This window comes from Polynucleobacter sp. JS-JIR-5-A7 (assembly GCF_018687935.1).
Taxonomy (GTDB): domain Bacteria; phylum Pseudomonadota; class Gammaproteobacteria; order Burkholderiales; family Burkholderiaceae; genus Polynucleobacter.
The window spans coordinates 979386-1000478 of the sequence record NZ_CP061308.1; the positions used below are offsets into that span (position 1 = coordinate 979386).

Annotated in this window: 21 protein-coding genes and 2 tRNA genes; 15 read left to right on the plus strand and 8 right to left on the minus strand. The window is 44.1% G+C overall.

The features are described 5' to 3' along the window. Positions 1 to 7: 7 nt before the first annotated feature. Positions 8 to 208 (minus strand): hypothetical protein, encoded by a 201-nt coding sequence (locus AOC29_RS05035; RefSeq protein ID WP_215297043.1) that lies wholly within the window; start codon positions 206 to 208, stop codon positions 8 to 10. Between the two features lie 84 nt (positions 209 to 292). Further along, positions 293 to 766, minus strand: coding sequence for an MgtC/SapB family protein (locus tag AOC29_RS05040; protein ID WP_251370072.1), 474 nt, complete (start codon positions 764 to 766; stop codon positions 293 to 295). 149 nt (positions 767 to 915) lie between these two features. On the opposite strand from AOC29_RS05040, the gene AOC29_RS05045 reads away from it, so the two are divergent. The 4 genes from AOC29_RS05045 (at position 916) to ppx (ending at position 6181) form a co-directional block, all read left to right on the plus strand. After that, positions 916 to 2358: a DUF2252 domain-containing protein gene (locus AOC29_RS05045; protein ID WP_215297046.1), complete on the plus strand. Its 1443-nt coding sequence runs from the start codon at positions 916 to 918 to the stop codon at positions 2356 to 2358. 82 nt (positions 2359 to 2440) lie between these two features. Further along, a complete protein-coding gene (locus AOC29_RS05050; RefSeq protein ID WP_215297047.1) occupies positions 2441 to 4186 on the plus strand; it encodes an alkaline phosphatase in 1746 nt (581 codons plus the stop codon). 107 nt (positions 4187 to 4293) lie between these two features. Next, a complete protein-coding gene (locus tag AOC29_RS05055; RefSeq protein WP_215297049.1) occupies positions 4294 to 4506 on the plus strand; it encodes a GDCCVxC domain-containing (seleno)protein in 213 nt (70 codons plus the stop codon). 112 nt (positions 4507 to 4618) lie between these two features. Beyond that, the gene (ppx, locus tag AOC29_RS05060; RefSeq protein WP_215297051.1) at positions 4619 to 6181 is read left to right on the plus strand and encodes an exopolyphosphatase; all 1563 of its coding nucleotides are present in this window, start codon (positions 4619 to 4621) and stop codon (positions 6179 to 6181) included. A gap of 70 nt (positions 6182 to 6251) precedes the next feature. Here the strand turns inward: ppx and AOC29_RS05065 are convergent, their stop codons facing one another. From AOC29_RS05065 to AOC29_RS05080, 4 genes are read right to left on the minus strand one after another with little or no spacing between them, the layout of a single operon-like run. Further along, positions 6252 to 7178, minus strand: a complete 927-nt coding sequence (locus tag AOC29_RS05065) for a GNAT family N-acetyltransferase (protein WP_371819539.1) — start codon at positions 7176 to 7178, stop codon at positions 6252 to 6254. Positions 7179 to 7221: 43 nt separating this feature from the next. Further along, complete coding sequence (locus AOC29_RS05070) at positions 7222 to 7626, minus strand: diacylglycerol kinase (protein ID WP_215297053.1); 405 nt, start codon at positions 7624 to 7626, stop codon at positions 7222 to 7224. A gap of 12 nt (positions 7627 to 7638) precedes the next feature. Then, positions 7639 to 8667, minus strand: coding sequence for a glycosyltransferase family 1 protein (locus tag AOC29_RS05075; protein WP_215297055.1), 1029 nt, complete (start codon positions 8665 to 8667; stop codon positions 7639 to 7641). Further along, complete coding sequence (locus AOC29_RS05080) at positions 8664 to 9473, minus strand: UDP-2,3-diacylglucosamine diphosphatase (RefSeq protein ID WP_371819540.1); 810 nt, start codon at positions 9471 to 9473, stop codon at positions 8664 to 8666. The genes AOC29_RS05075 and AOC29_RS05080 overlap by 4 nt, the downstream gene beginning before the upstream one ends. A gap of 93 nt (positions 9474 to 9566) precedes the next feature. On the opposite strand from AOC29_RS05080, the gene AOC29_RS05085 reads away from it, so the two are divergent. From AOC29_RS05085 to AOC29_RS05105, 5 genes are read left to right on the plus strand one after another with little or no spacing between them, the layout of a single operon-like run. Then, positions 9567 to 10358 carry a 1-acyl-sn-glycerol-3-phosphate acyltransferase gene (locus AOC29_RS05085; RefSeq protein WP_215297057.1) on the plus strand — a complete coding sequence of 264 codons (792 nt, stop codon included), beginning with the start codon at positions 9567 to 9569 and terminating at the stop codon, positions 10356 to 10358. A 59-nt stretch (positions 10359 to 10417) separates the two neighbouring features. Then, positions 10418 to 11323, plus strand: a complete 906-nt coding sequence (gene ppk2, locus AOC29_RS05090) for a polyphosphate kinase 2 (protein WP_215297058.1) — start codon at positions 10418 to 10420, stop codon at positions 11321 to 11323. Positions 11324 to 11347: 24 nt separating this feature from the next. Beyond that, complete coding sequence (locus tag AOC29_RS05095; protein WP_215297060.1) at positions 11348 to 12196, plus strand: hypothetical protein; 849 nt, start codon at positions 11348 to 11350, stop codon at positions 12194 to 12196. Then, entirely contained in the window at positions 12193 to 12759 is a 567-nt protein-coding gene (locus AOC29_RS05100; RefSeq protein WP_215297062.1) for a chromate transporter, read from the plus strand. Before AOC29_RS05095 ends, AOC29_RS05100 begins: the two co-directional genes overlap by 4 nt. After that, complete coding sequence (locus AOC29_RS05105; RefSeq protein WP_215297064.1) at positions 12756 to 13280, plus strand: chromate transporter; 525 nt, start codon at positions 12756 to 12758, stop codon at positions 13278 to 13280. Before AOC29_RS05100 ends, AOC29_RS05105 begins: the two co-directional genes overlap by 4 nt. A gap of 6 nt (positions 13281 to 13286) precedes the next feature. On the opposite strand, the gene AOC29_RS05110 is transcribed toward AOC29_RS05105, so the two are convergent. Then, positions 13287 to 15374 (minus strand): TonB-dependent receptor, encoded by a 2088-nt coding sequence (locus AOC29_RS05110; RefSeq protein ID WP_215297066.1) that lies wholly within the window; start codon positions 15372 to 15374, stop codon positions 13287 to 13289. Positions 15375 to 15448: 74 nt separating this feature from the next. Beyond that, a complete protein-coding gene (locus AOC29_RS05115) occupies positions 15449 to 15817 on the minus strand; it encodes a hypothetical protein (RefSeq protein ID WP_215297068.1) in 369 nt (122 codons plus the stop codon). Between the two features lie 60 nt (positions 15818 to 15877). On the opposite strand from AOC29_RS05115, the gene AOC29_RS05120 reads away from it, so the two are divergent. The 6 genes from AOC29_RS05120 to AOC29_RS05145 all read left to right on the plus strand — a co-directional run bounded on the left by AOC29_RS05120 (position 15878) and on the right by AOC29_RS05145 (position 20955). Then, positions 15878 to 15954: transfer RNA gene (locus AOC29_RS05120), tRNA-Pro, on the plus strand. Positions 15955 to 15990: 36 nt separating this feature from the next. Further along, positions 15991 to 16067, plus strand: a tRNA-Arg gene (locus AOC29_RS05125). A 287-nt stretch (positions 16068 to 16354) separates the two neighbouring features. Continuing rightward, a complete protein-coding gene (locus tag AOC29_RS05130; protein ID WP_215297070.1) occupies positions 16355 to 17149 on the plus strand; it encodes a hypothetical protein in 795 nt (264 codons plus the stop codon). Positions 17150 to 17167: 18 nt separating this feature from the next. Continuing rightward, the gene (locus tag AOC29_RS05135; protein ID WP_215297071.1) at positions 17168 to 17998 is read left to right on the plus strand and encodes a hypothetical protein; all 831 of its coding nucleotides are present in this window, start codon (positions 17168 to 17170) and stop codon (positions 17996 to 17998) included. Between the two features lie 47 nt (positions 17999 to 18045). Beyond that, positions 18046 to 19167, plus strand: a complete 1122-nt coding sequence (locus AOC29_RS05140) for a choloylglycine hydrolase family protein (protein ID WP_215297074.1) — start codon at positions 18046 to 18048, stop codon at positions 19165 to 19167. Between the two features lie 99 nt (positions 19168 to 19266). Then, positions 19267 to 20955 (plus strand): amidohydrolase, encoded by a 1689-nt coding sequence (locus tag AOC29_RS05145; RefSeq protein WP_215297083.1) that lies wholly within the window; start codon positions 19267 to 19269, stop codon positions 20953 to 20955. Positions 20956 to 21093 lie beyond the last annotated feature (138 nt).

Consider the following 21093-nt stretch of genomic DNA (forward strand, 5'->3'; position numbering starts at 1 on the left):
GTTCAAACTAATCTTTCTTTTTCTTTTTCTTTTTCTTTGATTCTTTAGGTAATTTATCTGCCTTACCGCTTGCGTATAGGCACCACACCTTGATTTCCTCGAACAACTCAACTAAATCCTCATGTGGAAGGCTTTTTAAGTCAACCAGCCCAATAGCACCGGTTTCTTGCAGTTGTTTCACGGCATCTTCGTATCGATAATCGCTCATGGCATTAACTTGTCTTTGTTTGGATAATTGATCCTACCAAACTAATATGACAAAACCTCTCTTTTGACTGTTTTAATGGGTTTTTTAGTCCGGATCGTCAGAAACTTCAGACTCTCTTTTTACCCCAGTAAACTCTGCCATCAGCCTTTCAAGAGGGCCACCAATGATCAGAGTTAGTAAAATTGCCCCCAAAGACAATCCTCCTAGAGCAAATTGCCCAGCCCCAAAAGACGCGCCAATCAGAGCGCATGCCCAAAGACTGGCTGCCGTAGTCAGGCCATGGACTTTTTGGGAGCGTTGCTCACGAATGATAACTCCAGCACCTAAAAATCCTAGACCAGTGATCAGTCCTTGGAGTACGCGACTGACAGCCTGTGCATCATCTTGGACAAAGTCACTAATCAGCATAACCGCTGTTGCAGAGCCAATAGCTACTAAGGAATGAGTCCGAATGCCAGCAGATTTGTGATGAAGCCAACGGTTAAGGCCGAGTATTGCGCCAACTAATAAAGCTAAAGCTAGTCTCAAAGCAATAGTGCTGTAAAGGCTCCAATCCATGATCTGAATTCCTTAATTAGTTAATACCAAATCAGTGTATCCCAGTAAGAAAGTATTCAGAAAAAGCTGATTTACCTCAATTCTTAATCAACCCTCCTTATTTGTATAAGCATTAAGATGTGCAGGTAAGTTCATTGCCTAGGTAGCCCATGTCTTCTGAGAAGAAACCCCTATTTGCCGTTCTGAGGTCAGTAGAGTCCTTTAAAAATCCTCGCCCAAGTATCAAAAAGCGAATGGCCGATGGCAAGGCCTTACGCAAGCAGGTGAGCATTGCCGAGCAAGGGGTATATACAGCGCCAAAAAGCCGCATTGATCCTGTCACGATCTTGGAAGAGCAGGCCAAGCAACGCATTCAATCTTTAATTCCGATTCGCTATGAACGGATGCTGCAGTCTCCCTTCGCTTTTTACCGTGGTGGCGCTGCCATCATGGCACAAGATTTAGCCAATCAACCCACAACTAATATCATTGTCCAGCTCTGTGGAGATATGCATGTTTCCAACTTTGGTTTATTTGGAACAGCGGAACATCGATTGGTATTTGGTATCAATGATTTTGATGAAACGCTACCTGGCAGCTGGGAGTGGGATATCAAACGTTTAGTTTCTAGTGCTCTGATCGCATCAGAGAGTTTGGGTGGCGATAAGGCCTTGGGTAAAAAGTTGGTTTACCACATTGCATCAGAGTATCAAAAGCGGATTGAGCAATACGCCAAAATGCCTTATTTGGATTTGGCGCAAGAATTTATTGGTGAGAAAGATATTCGCAAGCACTTTAGTAAGGAGCATCAGAAAAAATTAGATGCCTACCTGAAGGAGACCAAGGGGCAGGGTAATATTCAGGTGCTGCAAAGTTTGACAACACTGGTGGGCAAGAATCGACGCATTATCAATAGACCTCCATTAATTGAACATTTTAAGAAAGATGCCTATGGCGTCTCCTTAGAATCCATGATTGATAAAGCCTTGTTGAATTACTCCAGCACATTATTGGTAGATCGACAAATCTTGTTTCAGCGTTACTCACTCAAAGATTTCGCCAGAAAAGTAGTCGGTGTTGGTAGCGTTGGAACCAATTGCATGGTCTTATATTTCGAGGGTGATAGCGAAAACGATCCCTTATTTCTGCAATACAAGGAAGCGCAAAAATCGGTCTTAACGCCCTATCTTGGTGAATCTATTTATCGCGATATGGGTCACCGTGTTGTAGCTGGCCAGAGATTGCTTCAGGGTGCCCCCGATATCTTCTTAAATTATGGCGCCGTTCAATACGATATCCATAGGAGTCAGGGTTTCTATTTGCGTCAATTGCGTGATATGAAAGGCGGTATTGGAGTTGGTACTGGTGGAGTGACTTTAAAAAACTTTCCTGATTATGCAAAGTTATTCGGTTGGGCCTTAGCCTTAGGTCATGCACGTTCGGGTGATGCTGCCATGATTGCGGGATACTGCGGTCAATCAGCAGAGCTCAATGAAGCGCTGTATTCTTTTGCAAAGTCTTATTCAAAGCAAAATATGAAGGACTATGAGCAATTCTGTAAGGCGGTTAAATCTGGAAAATTACAGACGGCAAAGAAAAAAATCGCCCTTTGAGACATATTACCGTTTAGTCATCAGACTGTCATTTTCTGGGTGGATATTGTAGTTTCCCCAAACTTTTTTCTTGCTTCATTCTATGAAAATATCCTATCTCATTAAAGCCGTACTCCCGATTTTGTTTACTTCCTTTGCGGGATTCATTGAGGCGGCTGCAATCTATCCAATTGATCAAGCTAGTATTTTGGCCAGCTCTAAATTCGATATCAAAGTAGAGTTCAATCAAGTAATTGATCCCAGCAATCTCTCCCTCACTATTAACGGAGCACCTGTCAATCAACTGATCACTAGCAAATCAGAATTTATCTCTGACGAAAACGGTAAGGGTAGCTCAGTGATCTATCGGGATGTGCAACTGCCTAAGGCAGGAAAATATGAGTTAGTAGCTCGTACACCACAAGAAAAGTTACAAGTGACTTGGGATGTTTATGCAAGCGGTCCACGTAAAGTAAAAAATGTCATTTTGTTCGTGGGTGATGGCATGACCATTGCCAACCGAACTGCTGCCCGTGTTTTATCCAAAGGCATCACAGAGGGTAAATATCAAGGTAGGCTGGCATTCGATGACATGCCTAGTACGGCGATGATTGGAACTTCGGGCTCTGATTCTTTGATTACCGATTCTGCCAATTCCATGAGTGCTTACACAACAGGGCACAAGACTGCTGTTAATGCCATGGGCGTTTATGTTTCTCGTGCCAGTGATAATTTATCTCACCCTAAGGTAGAGACGATCACTGAGTTGCTCAAGCGCAAGACCAAGATGTCAGTAGGCATTGTGTCTGATGCTGAATTACAAGATGCCACGCCAGGAGCTATGGTGGCCCATACAAGACGTCGCGCTGATAAGCAATATATTGCTGATCAATTATTAGCCAGTGGCGCCGAGGTTATTTTGGGCGGTGGTGCTGCTTACTTTTATCCTCAATCGGCAAAAGCATCTAAGCGTAAGGATGAAAAAAATCTCATTGAAGCATTTAAAACCGATGGCTATCAACTGGCATTTACTAAACAAGAGTTAATGTCTGCTGCGGATAATAAAAACACGAAAAAATTATTTGGCGTGTTTCATCCAGACAATATGGACGGCTCTTTAGATCGCCTTTTTCTCAAAAAGAATACTGTTGCCCAATACCCGAATCAACCTGATCTCACAGAGATGACTCAGTCGGCGATAGAGGTCTTATCTAGAAATCCAAATGGATTCTTTTTGATGGTAGAGGCTGCGTTAATTGACAAGTTCAACCACCCATTAGATTGGGAGAGAGCGGCTTTTGACACCATCATGCTGAGTAATGCTGTGCAAATCGCTAAAGATTTTGCCAAAAAGAATCCGGACACACTGATTATTGTGACGCCTGATCATACCCATAGTGGTTCGATCAGTGGCGTAGTTCATGACGATATACCGGGCCCACTGCGCGAGAAGGTGGGCACCTATGCATCGGCAGGATTCCCTAATTATCCTAAGGCAGATGTGCAGGGTTATCCCAATCAAATTGATGTGACTAAACGTCTGGCATTCTTCTACGGCAATTACCCAGATCATTATGAAACCATGCATCCGAAGCTAGATGGGACTTTTGTCCCAGCGGTCAAGAATGATTCTGGAAAATTTGTAGCTAATCCGAAATATATTCAGCTACAAGAAGATGCCATCCATGTGGGTGGCAATTTACCATCTCATCAGGATGTTGGTGTGCATACTGCAGACGATGCCTTGCTCAATGCAATGGGCCCAGGTTCTGAGAAATTCAAAGGCTTTATGGATAACACAGAGGTATTTAAAGTTATGGTTCAGTCTTTGGGTCTTGGCTCAAAATAAATTCCCTGCTTATGAGGTTTGTTACTCATATTAATTAGCTGTCATTGACTGAAACTGCAATCAGTCAATGACACAATACTGAAACATTCCTGGTTCAGTATTGCGCTGTGAATATTAAATCTGAACTTCTAGAATCAATCCTTACCTGTCCTCATTGCCAAGCCTCTGAGGTCATCAGCATTGAAGTGGGTAGCTCTTACCACCTCTATCGTTGCCATTCTTGCAGCACGATTCTGAAGCCCAAGTCAGGTGATTGCTGCATTTTGTGTAGTTTTGCTAATCGCGATTGCTCAAGCTCTGAGCAAAACTTGGCTGCCTAAACGAGTCCTGCCAAGCCCAGCCCATTAGGGCTGCTGTCATTTTCATCAATGTGTCACGGTTTTTACATAAAATAGACATATTTGATACAGCATTCCATTTTTGGGGAATATTTTGGCAAGTCATCCCGTAGATCCTTTATCTAATCCTGCAGACCTTATTGCTGCGGTGGATTTGGGATCTAATAGTTTCCGGATGCTCATTGCACAGGCAGTCAATACACCCTCTGGCACTCAACTAAGACCTATAGATACCTTGCGTGAGTCGGTGCGTCTTGCTGCCGGGCTTACAGAGAATAAATTACTTGGTAATGATGCTTACCAAAGAGGCTTAACCGCTATTCGCCGCTTTGGCGAGCGTATTAGAGGCTTTGATCCTGCCAACGTGCGCGCGGTTGCGACAAATACCCTACGGGTTGCAAAAAATGCACAGCAATTTGTAGATGACGCTCAAATAGCTTTAGGCTTTCCAATCGAAGTGATTGCAGGGGTTGAAGAGGCGCGTTTAATCTATATTGGTGCCGCCCATGAAGTCCAAGCCGTGCAAGGCAATCGTTTGGTGGTTGATATCGGCGGTGGCTCGACAGAATTTATCATCGGCAAAGGCTATGAACCCAAGCTCTTGGAAAGTCTCTACATAGGCTGCGTTTCTCATAGTATGCGTTTTTTCCCCAAGGGAAATATCGATGCACATGAATTTAAAGAGGCGGAGTTAGCTGCGAGACGGGAAATTCAAGTCATTGCTGGGGCTTATCTCAATTCTGGCTGGAAACAGGCAATTGGGTCTTCAGGTACGGCGAGAGCTCTGGCGGAGCTGATTTCCGCAAATGATCTCAATGGTCACGGGGATGGCCTGAGCATGGGTCGCGCGAATCCCAGCAGCGGTCTGATTACGCGTGAAGGCTTAAAAGCCCTTAAGAAACATTTGCTTAAATATGAGAATGTCAATCAAGTTGAGTTGGTAGGTCTTAAGGATGACAGAAGGTCTGTTTGGCCTGGTGGCTTAGCCATCATGCTGGCGGTGTTTGATGAGTTGGGCATTGAAGAGATGGAAGTCACTGATGCTGCTTTACGAAGTGGCGTCTTATACGATTTACTGGGGCGCTCACAACATCATGACATGCGCTACGTAACAGTTGAGCAGTTCATGCAGCGTTATGCGGCAGATCGTGAGCAGGCTAATCGGGTTGGCAAACTGGCGGTTGATTTTTTACAGCAGCTACCAAAGCCTGAGGCAGAGAATAGAGCAGATAATGTGGCTTTGTTGAAGTGGGCGGCTAATTTGCATGAAATCGGCCTTTCAATTTCCCATAATGGTTATCACAAGCATTCAGCCTATATCGCAGCGAATGCCGATATGCCTGGTTTTTCGAAGAATGATCAAGCTAGATTGGCGGCCTTATTGATTGGCCATACTGGCAAGCTTGGAAAGCTTGCAAACAACCATAGCTTCTATGATTGGCGCATGTTGTTTTGCTTGCGCTTAGCTCAAGTGCTGTGCCGTGGTCGTAATGACACCAATTTACCGCGTATTAAAGTTTCTGAACACGATGGATCTTATCTAGTGAGTCTTTCTAAAGAGTGGGCCGCTGAACACCCTCTAACAGAATTTAGTCTGATTAAAGAGGCGGCTGAATGGGAAAGAGTAGGTCGGTCTTACCAAGTCAGTCTGAAGTAATACTGCTGCAGAATAAAAAAAGCCGCTTCACGTGGAAGCGGCCAATTCACCTGAAAATATTTTCTTAGAATTACATCCCCAAGAAATGCTTTGCATAACGTGGATTGATATCTGACAAACGCAGCATGGTCAGTAAGTCTGCAGTATTGAAGTCAGGATCCCATGCTGGAGCGCTACAAATCTTGGCACCCAATTTAAGGTAACCCTTAATCAATGGAGGAGCGTCAACTTCTAGACCGCCATTGAGCTTATCTAAGGGCAATGGCAAGCGAGGGAAAGCATGAAATTCAGTTGGCGCCATCTGTTCGCTGCCAAGGGAGTTATAGAGACTGGCTGCAAAGTGACCACCGTCTGCCATCGGAATGCTTGCACAACCGAGCATGATTTCATAGCCATTTTTCAGCATGTACTGGGCTAAACCACTCCAGAGAGCCATGATGACAGCACCAGAGCGATAGTCCTGGTGAACACACGATCTGCCAAGCTCGACTAATTTAGGGCGCAAGTGATCTAAACGGGTGAGGTCAAACTCAGAGTCAGAATACAAGCGACCAATTTCCTTAGCCTTGTGTGGTGGCAGAACGCGATAGGTGCCAACCACCTTAAGTGTGTCTTGATCGCGAATTAATAGGTGGTCACAATAAGCATCAAACTCATCGACATCTAAACCCTCTGGGTTTTGAGAGAGATTTGCGCCCATTTCTTCTGCGAAGACTTTATAACGTAAACGTTGTGCTTCTTTGACCTCACTTGCGCTACTAGCCCATTGAATCTGAAAAGCAGGGCGTTTTGCTTTTGCTGCCTGAGGTACAACGGCAACTGCTTCAGCTGCCGCTAATTCAGCGCGGGCTTTGGTAGCAAATTTTTTCCCAAATAGCTTCTTGGCCAGCTTTTTAGAGAGCTTTTTAATGGGATTTAACTTTGATTGGCTTGGATCCTTTTTCTTCCTAGGAGAAAAGATCTCAAAGGCGCCAATTGGGTTTGGTATATCAGACATAGTTAGCCTTGTGTATGGTTTGTATGATCGTAGAGCGCATTTATTACGGTTTTAAGACAATCGGAATACAGACGGCAGACCACATCAGAACGGCAATAAACAGGGCTAACATGACCGCAGCAGAGCCAAAATCCTTGGCGCGCTTAGAGAGGTCGTGATGTTCAAAGGAGATGCGATCTATGGCCGCTTCAACGCTGGAATTGAGCAACTCAACGACCAATACCATGAGCAAAGAGGCAACTAGTAAAGCCTTTTCCAAATAACTAATTGGCAAAAGGAAGGCGACTGGCGTTAATAAAACGAATAGCGTTAATTCTTGTCTAAAAGCACTTTCTTCTTGAAAGGCATAAACCAAGCCACACCAAGAATTCTTAGCTGCATGCCATGCTCTAGCAAGTCCACGATTCCCTTTGTGGGGGTTTTGATCTATGTGATAGGGGGAGGTCAAAACAAGCCCTTATTAAGCAATGGCAGTAACATGCACATCAGTCGTTGGTACCGGCTTGAGATGTTTTGCAAACTCTTCAGAAGCGGCTCTCCATGAAAATTTCTCAGCGTGCGCACGGGCAACTTCACGAGGAATTTTTAATGCTTCGATACAGGCCACACGTAAATCTTCATTCATGGCGCCCGCTTTGGAATTCCCGAGAACATCAATGGGGCCGGTAACGGGATAAGCCGCCACAGGAGTACCGCAAGCCATGGCTTCTAGTAAAACAAGTCCAAACGTATCAGTCTTACTAGGAAACACGAATACATCAGCTGCTGCATAGACTTTGGCAAGCTCATGCTGTTGCAGAACACCAAGATAGTTCACTTCAGGATATTTTTCTTTAATGCCCGCCATCGCTGGACCATCGCCAACTACCCATTTAGACCCTGGTAAATCGATCTCTAAAAATGCATTGATGTTCTTTTCAATCGCCACTCGGCCAACATACAAAAATATGGGGTGTGCAGTATTAAGAGTCTTGGATTCTTGCATTTTGAAAATATCCAAATCAACACCGCGTGACCATAGAACCACATTATTCAGACCATATTTCTCAAGGTCATCTTTCACAACAATCGTTGGCGCCATCACTGCCATTGAAGGGCCATGGAACCAGCGAATAAAGGCATAAGTGATTGCCAGCGGAATACCAGTACGTGCTTTTACATACTCTGGGAAACGGGTGTGATAGGCAGTAGAGAAGGGTAGATTGTTCTTAACAGCGTATGAGCGGGCAGATAAACCTAAAGGACCTTCTGTAGCAATATGCATGGCATCGGGTGCAAACTCTTTGATACGACGGGCTACTTCTTTGCCTGGAAATAAGGAGAGCGCGATATCTGGATAAGTCGGGCAAGGGATGGATTTAAATCCATTGGGCGTAATCATTTCAACCTCATGACCCATCGCAGTCAATTCAGCACGGGTTTGCTTGAGGGTGCGAACAACGCCATTTACCTGTGGATCCCATGCGTCAGTGATGATCATAATTTTCATAGCACAGCCTCTTTCAGAAGTGATTCAACAGCAGGTTGGAAGGTAATTTCAGGAGTTTCAACAGGTTCACCTTTGATATAGGGCCAGTGAACAATTTTTAGCTCACCCGTATGGGTTTCAACTAAGGCGGTTAAACTTTCGACCCAGTCGCCATCGTTGCAGTAGAGCAAACCATCAATCTCACGGATTTCTGCTTTATGGATGTGGCCACAGACAACTCCGTCGCATCCGCGCAGACGGGCTTCTCTAGCCATAATATGTTCGAAGTCAGCGATGTAACTCACTGCATTCTTGACTTGATGCTTTAAGTATTGAGAGAGTGACCAATACTGCAAGCCCATTTTGACTCGCAGCATATTGAAGTAACGATTAATGTAGAGAATGAAGGAGTAGAGCGTATCACCAACATAGGCAAGCCATTTGGCGTACTGCATCACTCCATCAAAAAGATCGCCATGGGTAACCCAGAGCTTCTTGCCATCTAAGGTAGTGTGAATTACCTCCTCAACAACCTTCACATCACCGAACGAGAGTCCAAAAAATTGACGGGCACTTTCATCATGGTTGCCGGGTACGTAAATCACTTCAGCTCCCTTACGAGCCTTACGTAATAGTTTTTGTACGACGTCGTTATGAGCCTGTGGCCAATAGAATGACTTCTTTAAACGCCAGCCATCAATGATGTCACCAACGAGATAAAACTTATCGGCTTCGTTATGCTTTAAAAAATCGAGGAGGTAGTTTGCCTGACACCCTGATGTTCCTAGGTGTACGTCTGAAATCCAGATGGCTCTGTAATGCATCATGAAACCGTATTAAGCCAAGCCACTATGTAAGCATCATGACATTTTTAAGTCAGTTTGATGACGCAAGGTATTTGCTTTATATTGAAGCCGAATATGAGTATTCCTCCAGCATTCATTGAGAAAGAAACCCCTTTTATTACCCGTTTTGGTCTATGGATGGCCATTTGGGCTCATGTTCTTTCTGGGGCAGCAACCCTCTTCATGGTGTTTCCATTCGCTAATCTGAAAACCAGACACTTTCATATTCAGCAGTGGTCAATAAAGCTGCTGAAGATTTTTGGCATTCAATTGCGGGTGATGAACCCAGGTATTCTGCCGAGCAATTCCTATTTACTCGCGTCCAATCATATTTCCTGGCTAGATATTCATGCTATCAACGCCTTCAAACCCATTCGGTTTGTGGCTAAGTCTGAGGTAGAAAAGTGGCCCATATTTGGATGGATGGCAAAACAGTTAGGTACGGTTTTTATCAAACGGGATAGCTCAAGACATGCCCATGTAGTGGTGGGGGAGATGAGTGCCGTACTGAAATCCGAGTCAGTCTGTATTTTTCCCGAGGGCACATCCACCATCGGTGAAACCGTGCGTCCTTTTAAGCCAAACTTATTCGAGGCTGCTGTGATGGCAGATTTGCCGGTCTACACCCTAGCAATTCGCTATTTGTCCAAGGCATCTAGTCAACGCTCAGATGTGCCTGCTTTTGTAGGAGATATGGGGCTTTTGGAGTCAATGAGCAAGATTCTCAAAAACCGGAATTTGATTGCGGAGCTCACCTTTTTTCCACCCCCTGCCGCAACGCCTGAGCAGCCAAGTGATCGAAAATGGCTGGCTCTGCATAGCCATGAGCAAATTGCCAAGTACCTAAGCTCGTCAAATACCTTGTAGTCTGTAACAATAATGTCATAAGTTAGGGCGTAAACTTCACAATATTCAGTGGAAATAAGATGACTTCAAAGCATACAGAGATGGCAGAGTGGTATCAACGTGCTCAAGAAGAGATTCTTGATAGCATGGATGAAGAGCTCGAAATGGAGCTTGATGACGATCGTCTCTCGCCTGATGGTGAAGCTGGTTCCCAAGTCCCTCGCAATGTTTACTTTAAAGAGCTCTTCAGATTGCAGGGAGAACTTGTAAAGCTCCAAGATTGGGTCGTTGCGAATAATGTAAAAGTAGCTGTGCTGTTTGAAGGACGTGACTCAGCCGGTAAGGGTGGGGCGATCAAGCGAATTACCCAGCGCCTGAATCCGCGCGTTTGTAAAGTGGTGGCTTTGCCTGCGCCAAATGAACGTGAAAAGACGCAGTGGTATTTCCAAAGATATATTTCTCACCTGCCAGCTGGCGGTGAAATAGTGTTGTTCGATCGCAGTTGGTATAACCGTGCTGGCGTTGAAAAAGTGATGGGCTTTTGTACTGACGCAGAGTATGAAGAGTTCTTGAGAACTGTTCCTGATTTAGAGCGCATGATGATTCGCTCTGGAGTGATCTTGATTAAATACTGGTTCTCAATCTCTGATGATGAGCAGTACAACCGTTTCATGATGCGTATTCACGATCCATTGAAGCAATGGAAACTCAGCCCAATGGACTTAGAGGCTCGTCGCTTATGGGAGCAATACACCAAAGCAAAGGAAACGATGCTGGAGCGTACTCATATTCCGGAAGCCCCTTGGTGGGTAGTAGCGGCCAATGATAAGAAAAAAGCCCGCTTAAATTGCATTACGCATTTGCTAAACCAGATCCCTTATAAAGAGATCGATCACCCTGTGATTACGCTACCGGCCCGCGTTCACAACCCTGATTACCTCCGTGGACCGGTGCCACCAGAGATGTACGTCCCTCAAGTCTATTAATCCTCGCGGTATAGTGATAATCTCTTGCAAACAGAGGTTATTGTGAAAAAACTCCACCCGTCGATTACCAATAGAGAATTTAAGTTGCTTATCAAGCCCAAAGGCTTAGATCGTCGCAGCAAAATCACCGCCCTTAGCGAACAGCTGATCAAGTTTTGCAAGAAAAACAAGGTTGATTTTTTTCATCTTGATAATGCCAATACTGGTTTGCGTAACATTTATTTTTATGACACACCGGGCGAAGATTTTCGCCTGAACAATATTATTTTACGTGTCAGAGAATCACGCCAAAATATTTGGGTGGATGATTACGCGGAGGTCACGCTGAAATGTCGTGCGCATAAGATGGATCATGCCTCAAACTTTGACCCGACACCGCAGAAAAAGATCAAATCGCGGATTCGCTTCAAAGAAGAAATTCTCCGTGGGGATGGACTTGGTACACAACGTCAAATATATTCAAATAATGCTATCTTAGATGCTGTTCCGATTGATGATCTTTTTGATAGAACGCTCAGCAGCGCTAATAAATTCTTTCCTGGTCTTGCTAAACTCGCCATTGATAAAAAATCACCGCTACGTATTGTGGGCGGATCAACCAATAAAATATTAGAGGCCTGCTTGCCATTGGGTAATCTCGTCTTTGGTGATGGCGTTCAGGCACATTGTGATATTGCTATTTGGATGAAAAGTGCGGGAGACCCTATTGTTGGAGAGCTGGCTTTTTCATATCGAGTCAACGATGAAAACCGAGCACAAGCTAAAGCCCATAAGCGAGCAGATAAATTCTTCAAACAACTTCAAATTGAGCTTGCCGATTCGCTAGAAATAGGGAGTACTAAAACTGCCTTGATCTATGGAAAGCCTGAATGAGCCTTGAAAACCCTAGTGGGGATAAAGTCAAGGTCACTCTGAGTGATTTATTTATACAGTTTTTGATTATTGGTGCAGTGAGTTTTGGTGGTGGAATCATTGCTTACGAGCGGATTCTTCTCATTGAAAAACGAAAATGGCTCAGCGCTGATGAATTCATGGGTTACTTGGTTATTAGTCAAACCATGCCTGGTTTAAATTCAGTGAACTTAGCAGTGCTCGCTGGCGATCATTTGCGGGGAATCTGGGGTGCAGTGATTGCTGCATTAGGATTAATTCTTCCGGGATCTCTTTTTGTCTTAATCATTGGCATTGCTTATACCAATAACAATAATCATCCACTCGCAAATCTGCTTTTAACTGGCATTGCCGCTGGCGCATGCGGTTTATTGGCTGCGATTACATATCGTATTGGCGATGAGCACTGGAAGCATTTGAAATCCGTCATCATCATTGCATGTACCTTCGGACTCATGAGCATTGCAAAACTCTCTTTGCCTTTAGTTCTGTTAATCATGGCGCCGATTTCTATCTATCTTTATAGACCAAAACTACAGTCATGAGTTTGCTAGTTCAACTCGCACTCACCTTTAGTCTTTTATCGATCCTGGCTGTTGGAGGAGGTACTGCTGTCTTGCCAGAGATGCAAACTCTTTTGGCTCATCAATTTGATATTACTCATGCACAATTTGTTCATATCTATAGTATTGGGCAGGTAGCGCCTGGCCCCAATATGTTGATGGTGCTTATTATTGGTTTCAAAGTCGCAGGAATAGTGGGTGCGGGTATTGTGCTGCTGGCCTTTTTTCTACCTTCTAGTTTTTTGTGTTTTTATGCAGGTCGCCTATGGAGTCATTTTGCTCATAATCCCTGGCGACGCACTATTCAGAGTGCTTTAGAGCCTATCTCTATTGGATTGATGGCATCTGGCGTGTATGCCGTTGCTAAGGCATCAATCGTCAGTCCAGTGACTCTGATCTTGGCGTTGTTTACGCTTTACTTGATTCTGAGAACCAAGATCAATCCCGTTTTTGTGATCTTAGGATCAGGCATGCTGGGTTTTATTTATCTGCGATTTTTTTAAGTTAGTTCAAAACGCTGCTCTGACTCCAAGCATTAAGCTTCTTCCTGGTTGAGGCGCGTAGAGTCTTACTGCCATAGGTGATGTTGCATAGCGAATTTCCTCATTGAGAAGATTCTTCAGTGCCATATATCCAGTCCAATTGACTTTACCAATTCGCTCTGTGTAGGAGAGATTGGCATTTAAGAGCTTATAATTCGGGGTAGGACCAATTTCCCAGCTTGCTAGCCTGTTCTGTTGATAGCTGTAAATATAGGTAGCACTGGTAAGCCAACCATCACGTTGATAAGCGAGCTCACTACCGAGTCTGGGTGCTGGCTGTAATGGTAAATTGCCACCAGCATTGAAGCTTCCTTGCGAAACATCACCAAATAGCCGCCCACCAATACCTGTTTGATTCCAGTTATAGGTCAACTCTCCTTCGGCACCACGGATATTGGCATTTGCTTGGGAAGCTTGTACCACTGAGAAGTTGTCATTCGTACTGCTATAAGAGCCTGTATAAAAACCATAGATGTAATTACTAAATTGATTGCGATAGACGCTCACCTTGCTCCGCATGAGCCCTAAAGTTTTCTGAAAACTCAATTCAAGATTATGTGACGTTTCTGTACCTAAATTGGAATTACCGATGTCAAAAGTAGCAGTGGAATCATGCGGACCATAGGAGTAAAGCTCTTGTGGTGTTGGTGCCCTCTGTGAAACGGTATAGGCCAATCCCATACCATAACCGCGAGCTACATCAAGCATGCCACCAGCAGAGTAAGACATCAGATTGAACTGTCGGTTTTGAATGGTTGGTGGTCCATAGGTATTTGGAGTAAATCCTTGTGAACTCGTACTCGGAAATTGCGTGGCTGAATTGGGATTTTGGGCAGCATAGTTATAGCGCGCTCCTAGGCTGCTCTTCAGGGGTCCGTAACGACCTTCCTCAACCCAAAATAGTGCGGTGGAGTTCGATTTTGTTTGCGGCACGATGGCATAGTTATTGGTATTTAAATCCATCGCATTCAGAGTAGCTCCGATTACTTGTGCGCCAATCACTCCTTTCGACCCTAGCAGTTCTTTGTGAGTAAGCTCTAAACGCGCTTCCGATGCAGTGTTATTCCACTGCGTTGATGCCACACCATTGTTAGTAAATTCAGTATGTTGATAATTGGTGTTAGCTGCACTAATCTTGATCGATGAAAAACCGTCAAAGGGATCGTTGGCTTGATGGGCAAAGTCATAACGATTTTGTGACTGCTGAATAAATCCACCCTCAGCAGTGGGTATGCCGTAGTTATGATTCATACGTTCTAAGGAGACACCGGTATAACCGTCTGATCTTAAATAGGATGCGCCTAATCCCAAACTATTTTGATTGCTAAATGAGAATGGAAGCTTTCCACTATAGGGTACGTTCACGGTTTGCCCAGGATTGATTGACCAATTGGCATTGGGACCCCCTTGTTCAGCAAACCCCGGAATACGGTAATTATTTGAGTTGCTAATTGTCGAATCAAAATGTAATGCTAATGGGCCAGCAGGCGCATCTAATTCAATATTTGCGGTTTTACCTTGGTTGACTGTTTCATAGCTGGTATTCATGGCTCCAGACAGGGCATCTGGCATTGAGGTGACGATGCGATCATTCACCACATTCACTAGACCACCACTAGAACCCGATCCATATAGAAGGGCAGATGCACCCCGCAAGATTTCAATTTGATGCGTGTTTTGCATCGGATTAGCTACTGCGTGATCAGCGGAGATGCTTGATACATCACCAACGGATAAACCATTTTGCAAAATCTGTACTCGAGCACCTTCAAGTCCTCGTATTACCGGTCTAGATGCACCCGAACCATAACCCGTTGCTGAAACACCTAGCTCATTTGCCAGAGTTGCTCCAAGCGTGCCACTCAGTTTGTTTTGTAAATCATCACCTGAAAGCACCTTGTTAGGCGATAAAAACCCTTGACCATCATCACGCACGCCGCTGACATTGAGTTGCAATGATGGTTCGGCATTACCTTGCGGCCATGCCGAAAAGCTAGCAATCGAAGTAGCTAGTAATAATGCATATCGAAATGTGGAGTAATGCCTGTAATTCATATTTCATCCAAAATCACCAAAAAGTGGTGATGATTAAAACGGGAGGTATCCAACCTTATTAGTTGGTACGAGTTTTAAAGGATGTCAGTAGGGGGAGCGCGCGATTGGTAAGCCGATAGGGCAGCTTGCGCAAAGTGAAATTCTAGGGGGCTGGCTAGAACGAAGCTAGTAGTTTGAGGTAGCAGCGCTCCGATGAATGCTTCTGGTATGAAACCAGCTAAAGTTAAGGCATCAAGAAGATGGCAAATATCTGAACTGTGAACCGATGTGGGAGCAAATTCATCTGCGGATGATGGGCTAATACTTTGTTGCTGAATACTTGCGTGGCTAATACTGTGAGCAAAGCCAATCCAATGGGTTCCCATCATGCAAGCCATAAGCAAAGCCACTGCGAGAACAGCGTGAACTTGCTTTGTTAATTTGCTGGAAAAATAGGCAACCATGCTCCGAATCTTACAGGATTTGCCTGTAATAGCCCTGTCGGTGTAGAATGTTGGTTCCGTCGGAGTGTAGCGCAGCCTGGTAGCGCACCTGCTTTGGGAGCAGGGGGTCCAAGGTTCGAATCCTTGTACTCCGACCACTTTCCTGATTGTTCTAGATACAGACCCAGCATATTCTGCCCATAGCTCAGCTGGATAGAGCAACGCCCTTCTAAGGCGTAGGTCGCACGTTCGAATCGTGCTGGGCAGGCCAAAGGCTTGACTAGCCGATGAGATTTAATCACAAAACCTGATTTTATTGTGGTCTGTTGACCAAATTTTGACCCGGCTCGCCCAACCTCTGGAACGCCGTAATAGAGCGTAGGTTGATCAGTAAATGTGTCGGGAAAACCGACACATTTTGAATTGGAAAGTACTTAAATCCCATATTCTTACGGCTTATTCATTAGGGTAACTACGCCCCATATGACTCGTAAATCTATTCGTCTATAAGGATAATTATTCTAATTAATACATATATTTAAATGAGTGGGGGCTTGAATGTTCTTTAAAAGTTTTTTGATTGTAGTTTTGCCTATCTTAATCGTCACTTCACCAGCGTTTGCTCAAGAGAGTAATACTTCAAATCCACTACCAAAAGACTCGCAAGAATGGCGCTTTGAAATTACTCCCTATATATGGGTGCCTGGAATTAAGGGCACTATAAATTTTGACAATAGCCTTGCAAAATCTGCTGATTTTTCTTCAAGCAATATATTAAGCAATCTTAAGTCTGGTGCCATGATGTCTGCCGAAGCGCACAAAGGGAATTGGGGCATTATGGGCGATCTTGTTTCAGCAACTTTACAAAATTCAGGATCAATTCCCATATATGGCGGCGCTGCCACTGTAGCAGACAAAATTACGCTGCAGCAAACGGTTTTAACTGGTGCTGCGACTTATACGCTTGCTAATACTCGGGACATATATGTTGACGGCTTGCTAGGTGCTCGGGCAATTGATATCACGGCTACCTTAAACGGCAATTTAGTTGGCACTGCTGAAAAAGAAACGATTTCAAAGAAAACTTCGACGGTTGATCCTATCATCGGTGCTAAGGGTCGCTACCGTATCGCAGACTCTAGTTGGTATCTACCTGCCTATGCCGATATCGGCAGTGGTGGTGGCACTACGAATTTGACATGGCAGGTGATGGCCGGCATTGGTAAATCATTTGGTAGCTTGATTGATGCGTCATTGACCTATCGCGCGCTGTATTACGACATGAAGGCTGGTGGTGTTTTGCAAAAGACCACGATGCAGGGCCCGCAAATTGCCATTACTTTTAAATTTTGATTCTGAACGATTGGTCCTATGAAAACATTCAAACGTATTCTTGTCGTTATCGCAGCGACTGCATTGTCCAGTCAAGTATATGCTCAAAGCAGTGGTGTTCCTGATGGTGATGTGGATAAGGTTGGTATTGCAAAAAAACTAGCTAACCCGATTGCCAATATGATTTCGGTGCCACTGCAATACGAATTTAGTCGAGGCGTTGGTAAAAACCAAGGTGGCTCTGAACAAACTCTACTCTTTCAACCAGTAATGCCATTTAATTTGGGTGGTGGAGATACTTTCATTGTTCGCCCGATTGTTGCCGGTGTAAGAGAGGTCAGTGTTCAGGCTGCGAATAGCCAAAGCTTTTCAGGTTATGGCATTGCTAGCGTTACGGTGGAATCGTTTTATGCGCCCAACACCAATTCATCTTGGATCTGGGGGGTAGGTCCCTATGCCGTATCTCCCTCGGGCAATAGCGGCAAGTTTGGCTCACAACAAACAGGTGCTGGCGTGACGGGTGTAGTTCTCAATCGTCATGGTCCCTGGACGTATGGATTGCTAGGTTATCAGTCTTGGAGTGTAGGTGGCAATCCAACCTTTGGCACGCAAAACAATTTATATGGCCAACCGTTTGTCGCTTTCACCAACAAAGACGCATTTACTTATACCGTTAATATGGAGGCGCAATATAACTACGATACGCATCGCACATCCAACCCCCTGTATGCCGGCGTATCGAAATTGATGGTATTTGATGGCGTACCTTTGCAGTTTGCTGCTGGCCCTATGTATTACATCAGTAATACCCCAGGTGGCCCATCAGGATGGGGCGCTCGCGCCACGGCAACATTGGTCATTTTGAAATAAATCAAAGTACTTGAAAACGCCAATACCAAACTTTTACAAGGATTCATATGAAACAAAGCATCACTCATAAAATTGTTGCTACATCAGTCTCGCTAATCTTAGCATTTGCTCCTTTATTGAGTGAAGCATGTACTGCTGTAAATATCGCTGCAAAAGATGGCTCTGTTGTTGCGGGTAGAACAATGGAGTGGGCTTTTGATATGAAGTGGCAGTTAACCGTCAATCCCAAAGGTACAGCTATCGCGTTAACTGCGCCTAGTTCAATGAAATTACCGGCAAGCAGTTTGTCGAGCAAATATGGATTTGCAGGTATTTCACCAGCCATCTTACCAGGACCGCCTGCCTACCTAGAAGGTCAGAATGAAGCTGGTCTTGCTATTAGTGGGAATTTTTTGCCAGGCTTTACTGAGTACCAGACAGTCAGCTCACAAGATAAGAACTACGTTTCGATTCTCAATTTGGGCGGTTTTATTTTGGGAATGTTTGGCACAGTCAAAGAACTACGTAATGAGTTGCCTAAATATAAGGTGTGGTTTGATCCAAGTGAAGTCAAGGGTTTACCAACACCACCTTGGCTACATTTTGTTTTAACTGATCGAAGTGGCGATAGCATTGTGATCGAGTTTGTAAAAGGCCAGATGGTCATTCACAATAATCTAGCAGGCGTCTTAACTAATGCCCCAACCTATGACTGGCATCTGAATAACGTGCGCAATTATTTATCGCTTACAGCAACTGCTACTCCTTCTGTGGCTGTTGGTAAGGTCAATGTGACTGAGTTAGGTCAGGGCGGCGGTTTGATTGGCTTGCCAGCGGATTACACGCCACCATCGCGTTTTGTCAGGGCTACTTATCTCAGACAGTTCGCCTATCAGCCTAGCAATAGCGTTGATGCTATTGCCTTAGTAGGGCATATTTTGGATAACGTGGATATCCCTATGGGGGTTGCAAGATCCACTGATGGCAAGCAGGTAGTTTCTGATTACACGCAGTGGGTTAATCTGAAGGATTTAAAAAATAATAAGATGAAGATTGCTAATTATGCAAGTCGTACCAACTTTATCGAGATTGATTTGAACCAAATGTTTAAATCTGGAAAAACGAAAAGCTGGTTAGTGGACAAATTACCCTATCCACAAAACGATATGACAGCAGAGCTCTTAAAATAAATTAACAAATAAACCTCCTTGGAGTGGTTTATTTTTCAGAGCATCAAACCAGATTGATTGGTTAATTAAAACTTCAAATCCTTAATACCTCAGCCATTTATGAAAATCCTCAAAATCATTTTCTCTATAGTCCTTCTTTCGCTAGCCACCCAAGTCTTTGCTGATAATGCAGAGATTTATTTCAATGGTGACATCCTGACGATGGAGGGTGATAAGCCACAGTATGTTGAAGCAGTTGTAGTGAAGGGCAAGAAGATTGCTTATGTCGGTAATTTGCGAGATGCTTTAAATGGAGCCGGCGCTAATCCAGTAATGCAGGATTTAAAAGGACGCACTTTATTGCCAGGCTTTATAGATGCCTGGGGTCACTTTACCTTGATTGCTCAAAATACTCTGAGTGTCAATCTCGGGTATTTTTCAGAGAAACCTCCACATACCACGCACGAGCTCATTGGTCGCTTGAAGGCTGAAGCTCAACCGTTTAATGGTTGGATCATTGGTTCGGAGTATGCGGATGCCTTTCTGACCGATGGCCCTTTAACGATTGCGCAATTAGATCAAGCGTTTCCCAATCAACCAGTATTTTTAAATAACATTTCTACTTTGACTGGGATTGTGAATACTGCGGGACTAAAGAAGCTTGGCTTTAGCAAAAATACCAAAGTGACACAAGGCATGCTTCCAGTTGATCCAAAAACCGGCAAGCTTACTGGTGAATTGATTGGTGGTCCTAATTTCGAGGCAACAGCAAAGGTATTCGGCAAGTATTCTCAAGATTTAATGATGGAAACTTATCGCAAAGCCGAACAGATTTATGCCTCAAATGGCTTTACTACTGCTCAAAGTTATCAAACTACCATCCAAGATATTAGCAATATGCGCCAGGCAGTGGATCGCAATGTGATTAGCTTAGATCTGATTGCGCTGCCCACCTATGACGTGGTTGATCAATTACTTGCAACTAATAAAAATTATCCTTTTGGAGTCTATACCAAGGGTGATGGCGGCTTTAAGGTTGCTGGAATATTGGTTTCTACAGATGGCGCGCCACAATTGCGTTTGGCCTATTTCACCAAGCCTTATAACGACACCACAGGATTACCAAAAGAATGGCGCGGGATGGCTGTTGCTTCCCAGGATTTGGTTAATAAGTACGCAAAGTTAGCTTATGAAAAAAATATCCAGTACTTCGGCTATTCCAATGGCGATGCTGGTATTGATATGGCGCTTTCTGGAATTTCTAAAGCAATAAAAGAAACGGGCGTTACTGAAGATCGTAGATCAGTGATCTCCCATTCCTTCTTTGTTCGTGATGATCAATTGGACCAATACAAAACCCATAAAATTCTGCCTCAATTTATGCCTAACCATATTTGGATGTATGGCGATGTATATAGAAAGATTCTGGGGGATGAGAGGGCTAACAATATGGTTCCACTTAATTTGGCTAAGACAAAAGGAATGCAATTTGGCCTTCACAATGACACGCCGTCATCAGGGCCAAGCGCATTGTTTACGATTTGGACCGCGGTTAATCGCAAAACCTATGGAGGCAGTACTTTGGGCTCTGGTCAACGCCTTGATCCTTATACAGCGCTACGTGGCTTTACTTCTGTGCCTGCATATCAGTACAAAGAAGAAGCATCAAAGGGTACTATTACTTCTGGAAAACTTGCGGATATGGTGATTCTTGATCGCAATCCATTGAAAGTGGATTCAATGGAAATTAGGGATATTCAGATTGTGAAGACGATTAAGAATGGTAAGGATTTATTTATTAGCCCATAGTTAGACAATATTACTTTTTTTGAAGTTAACTAACTTTCCGGTTATTAATTTCTTTGCAATCAACAACAGTTCATCGCGTCCTTGACACTGTGGTGTCGGTTAAACCGACTCCACATCTGCCAATGCCAAACTCTAACC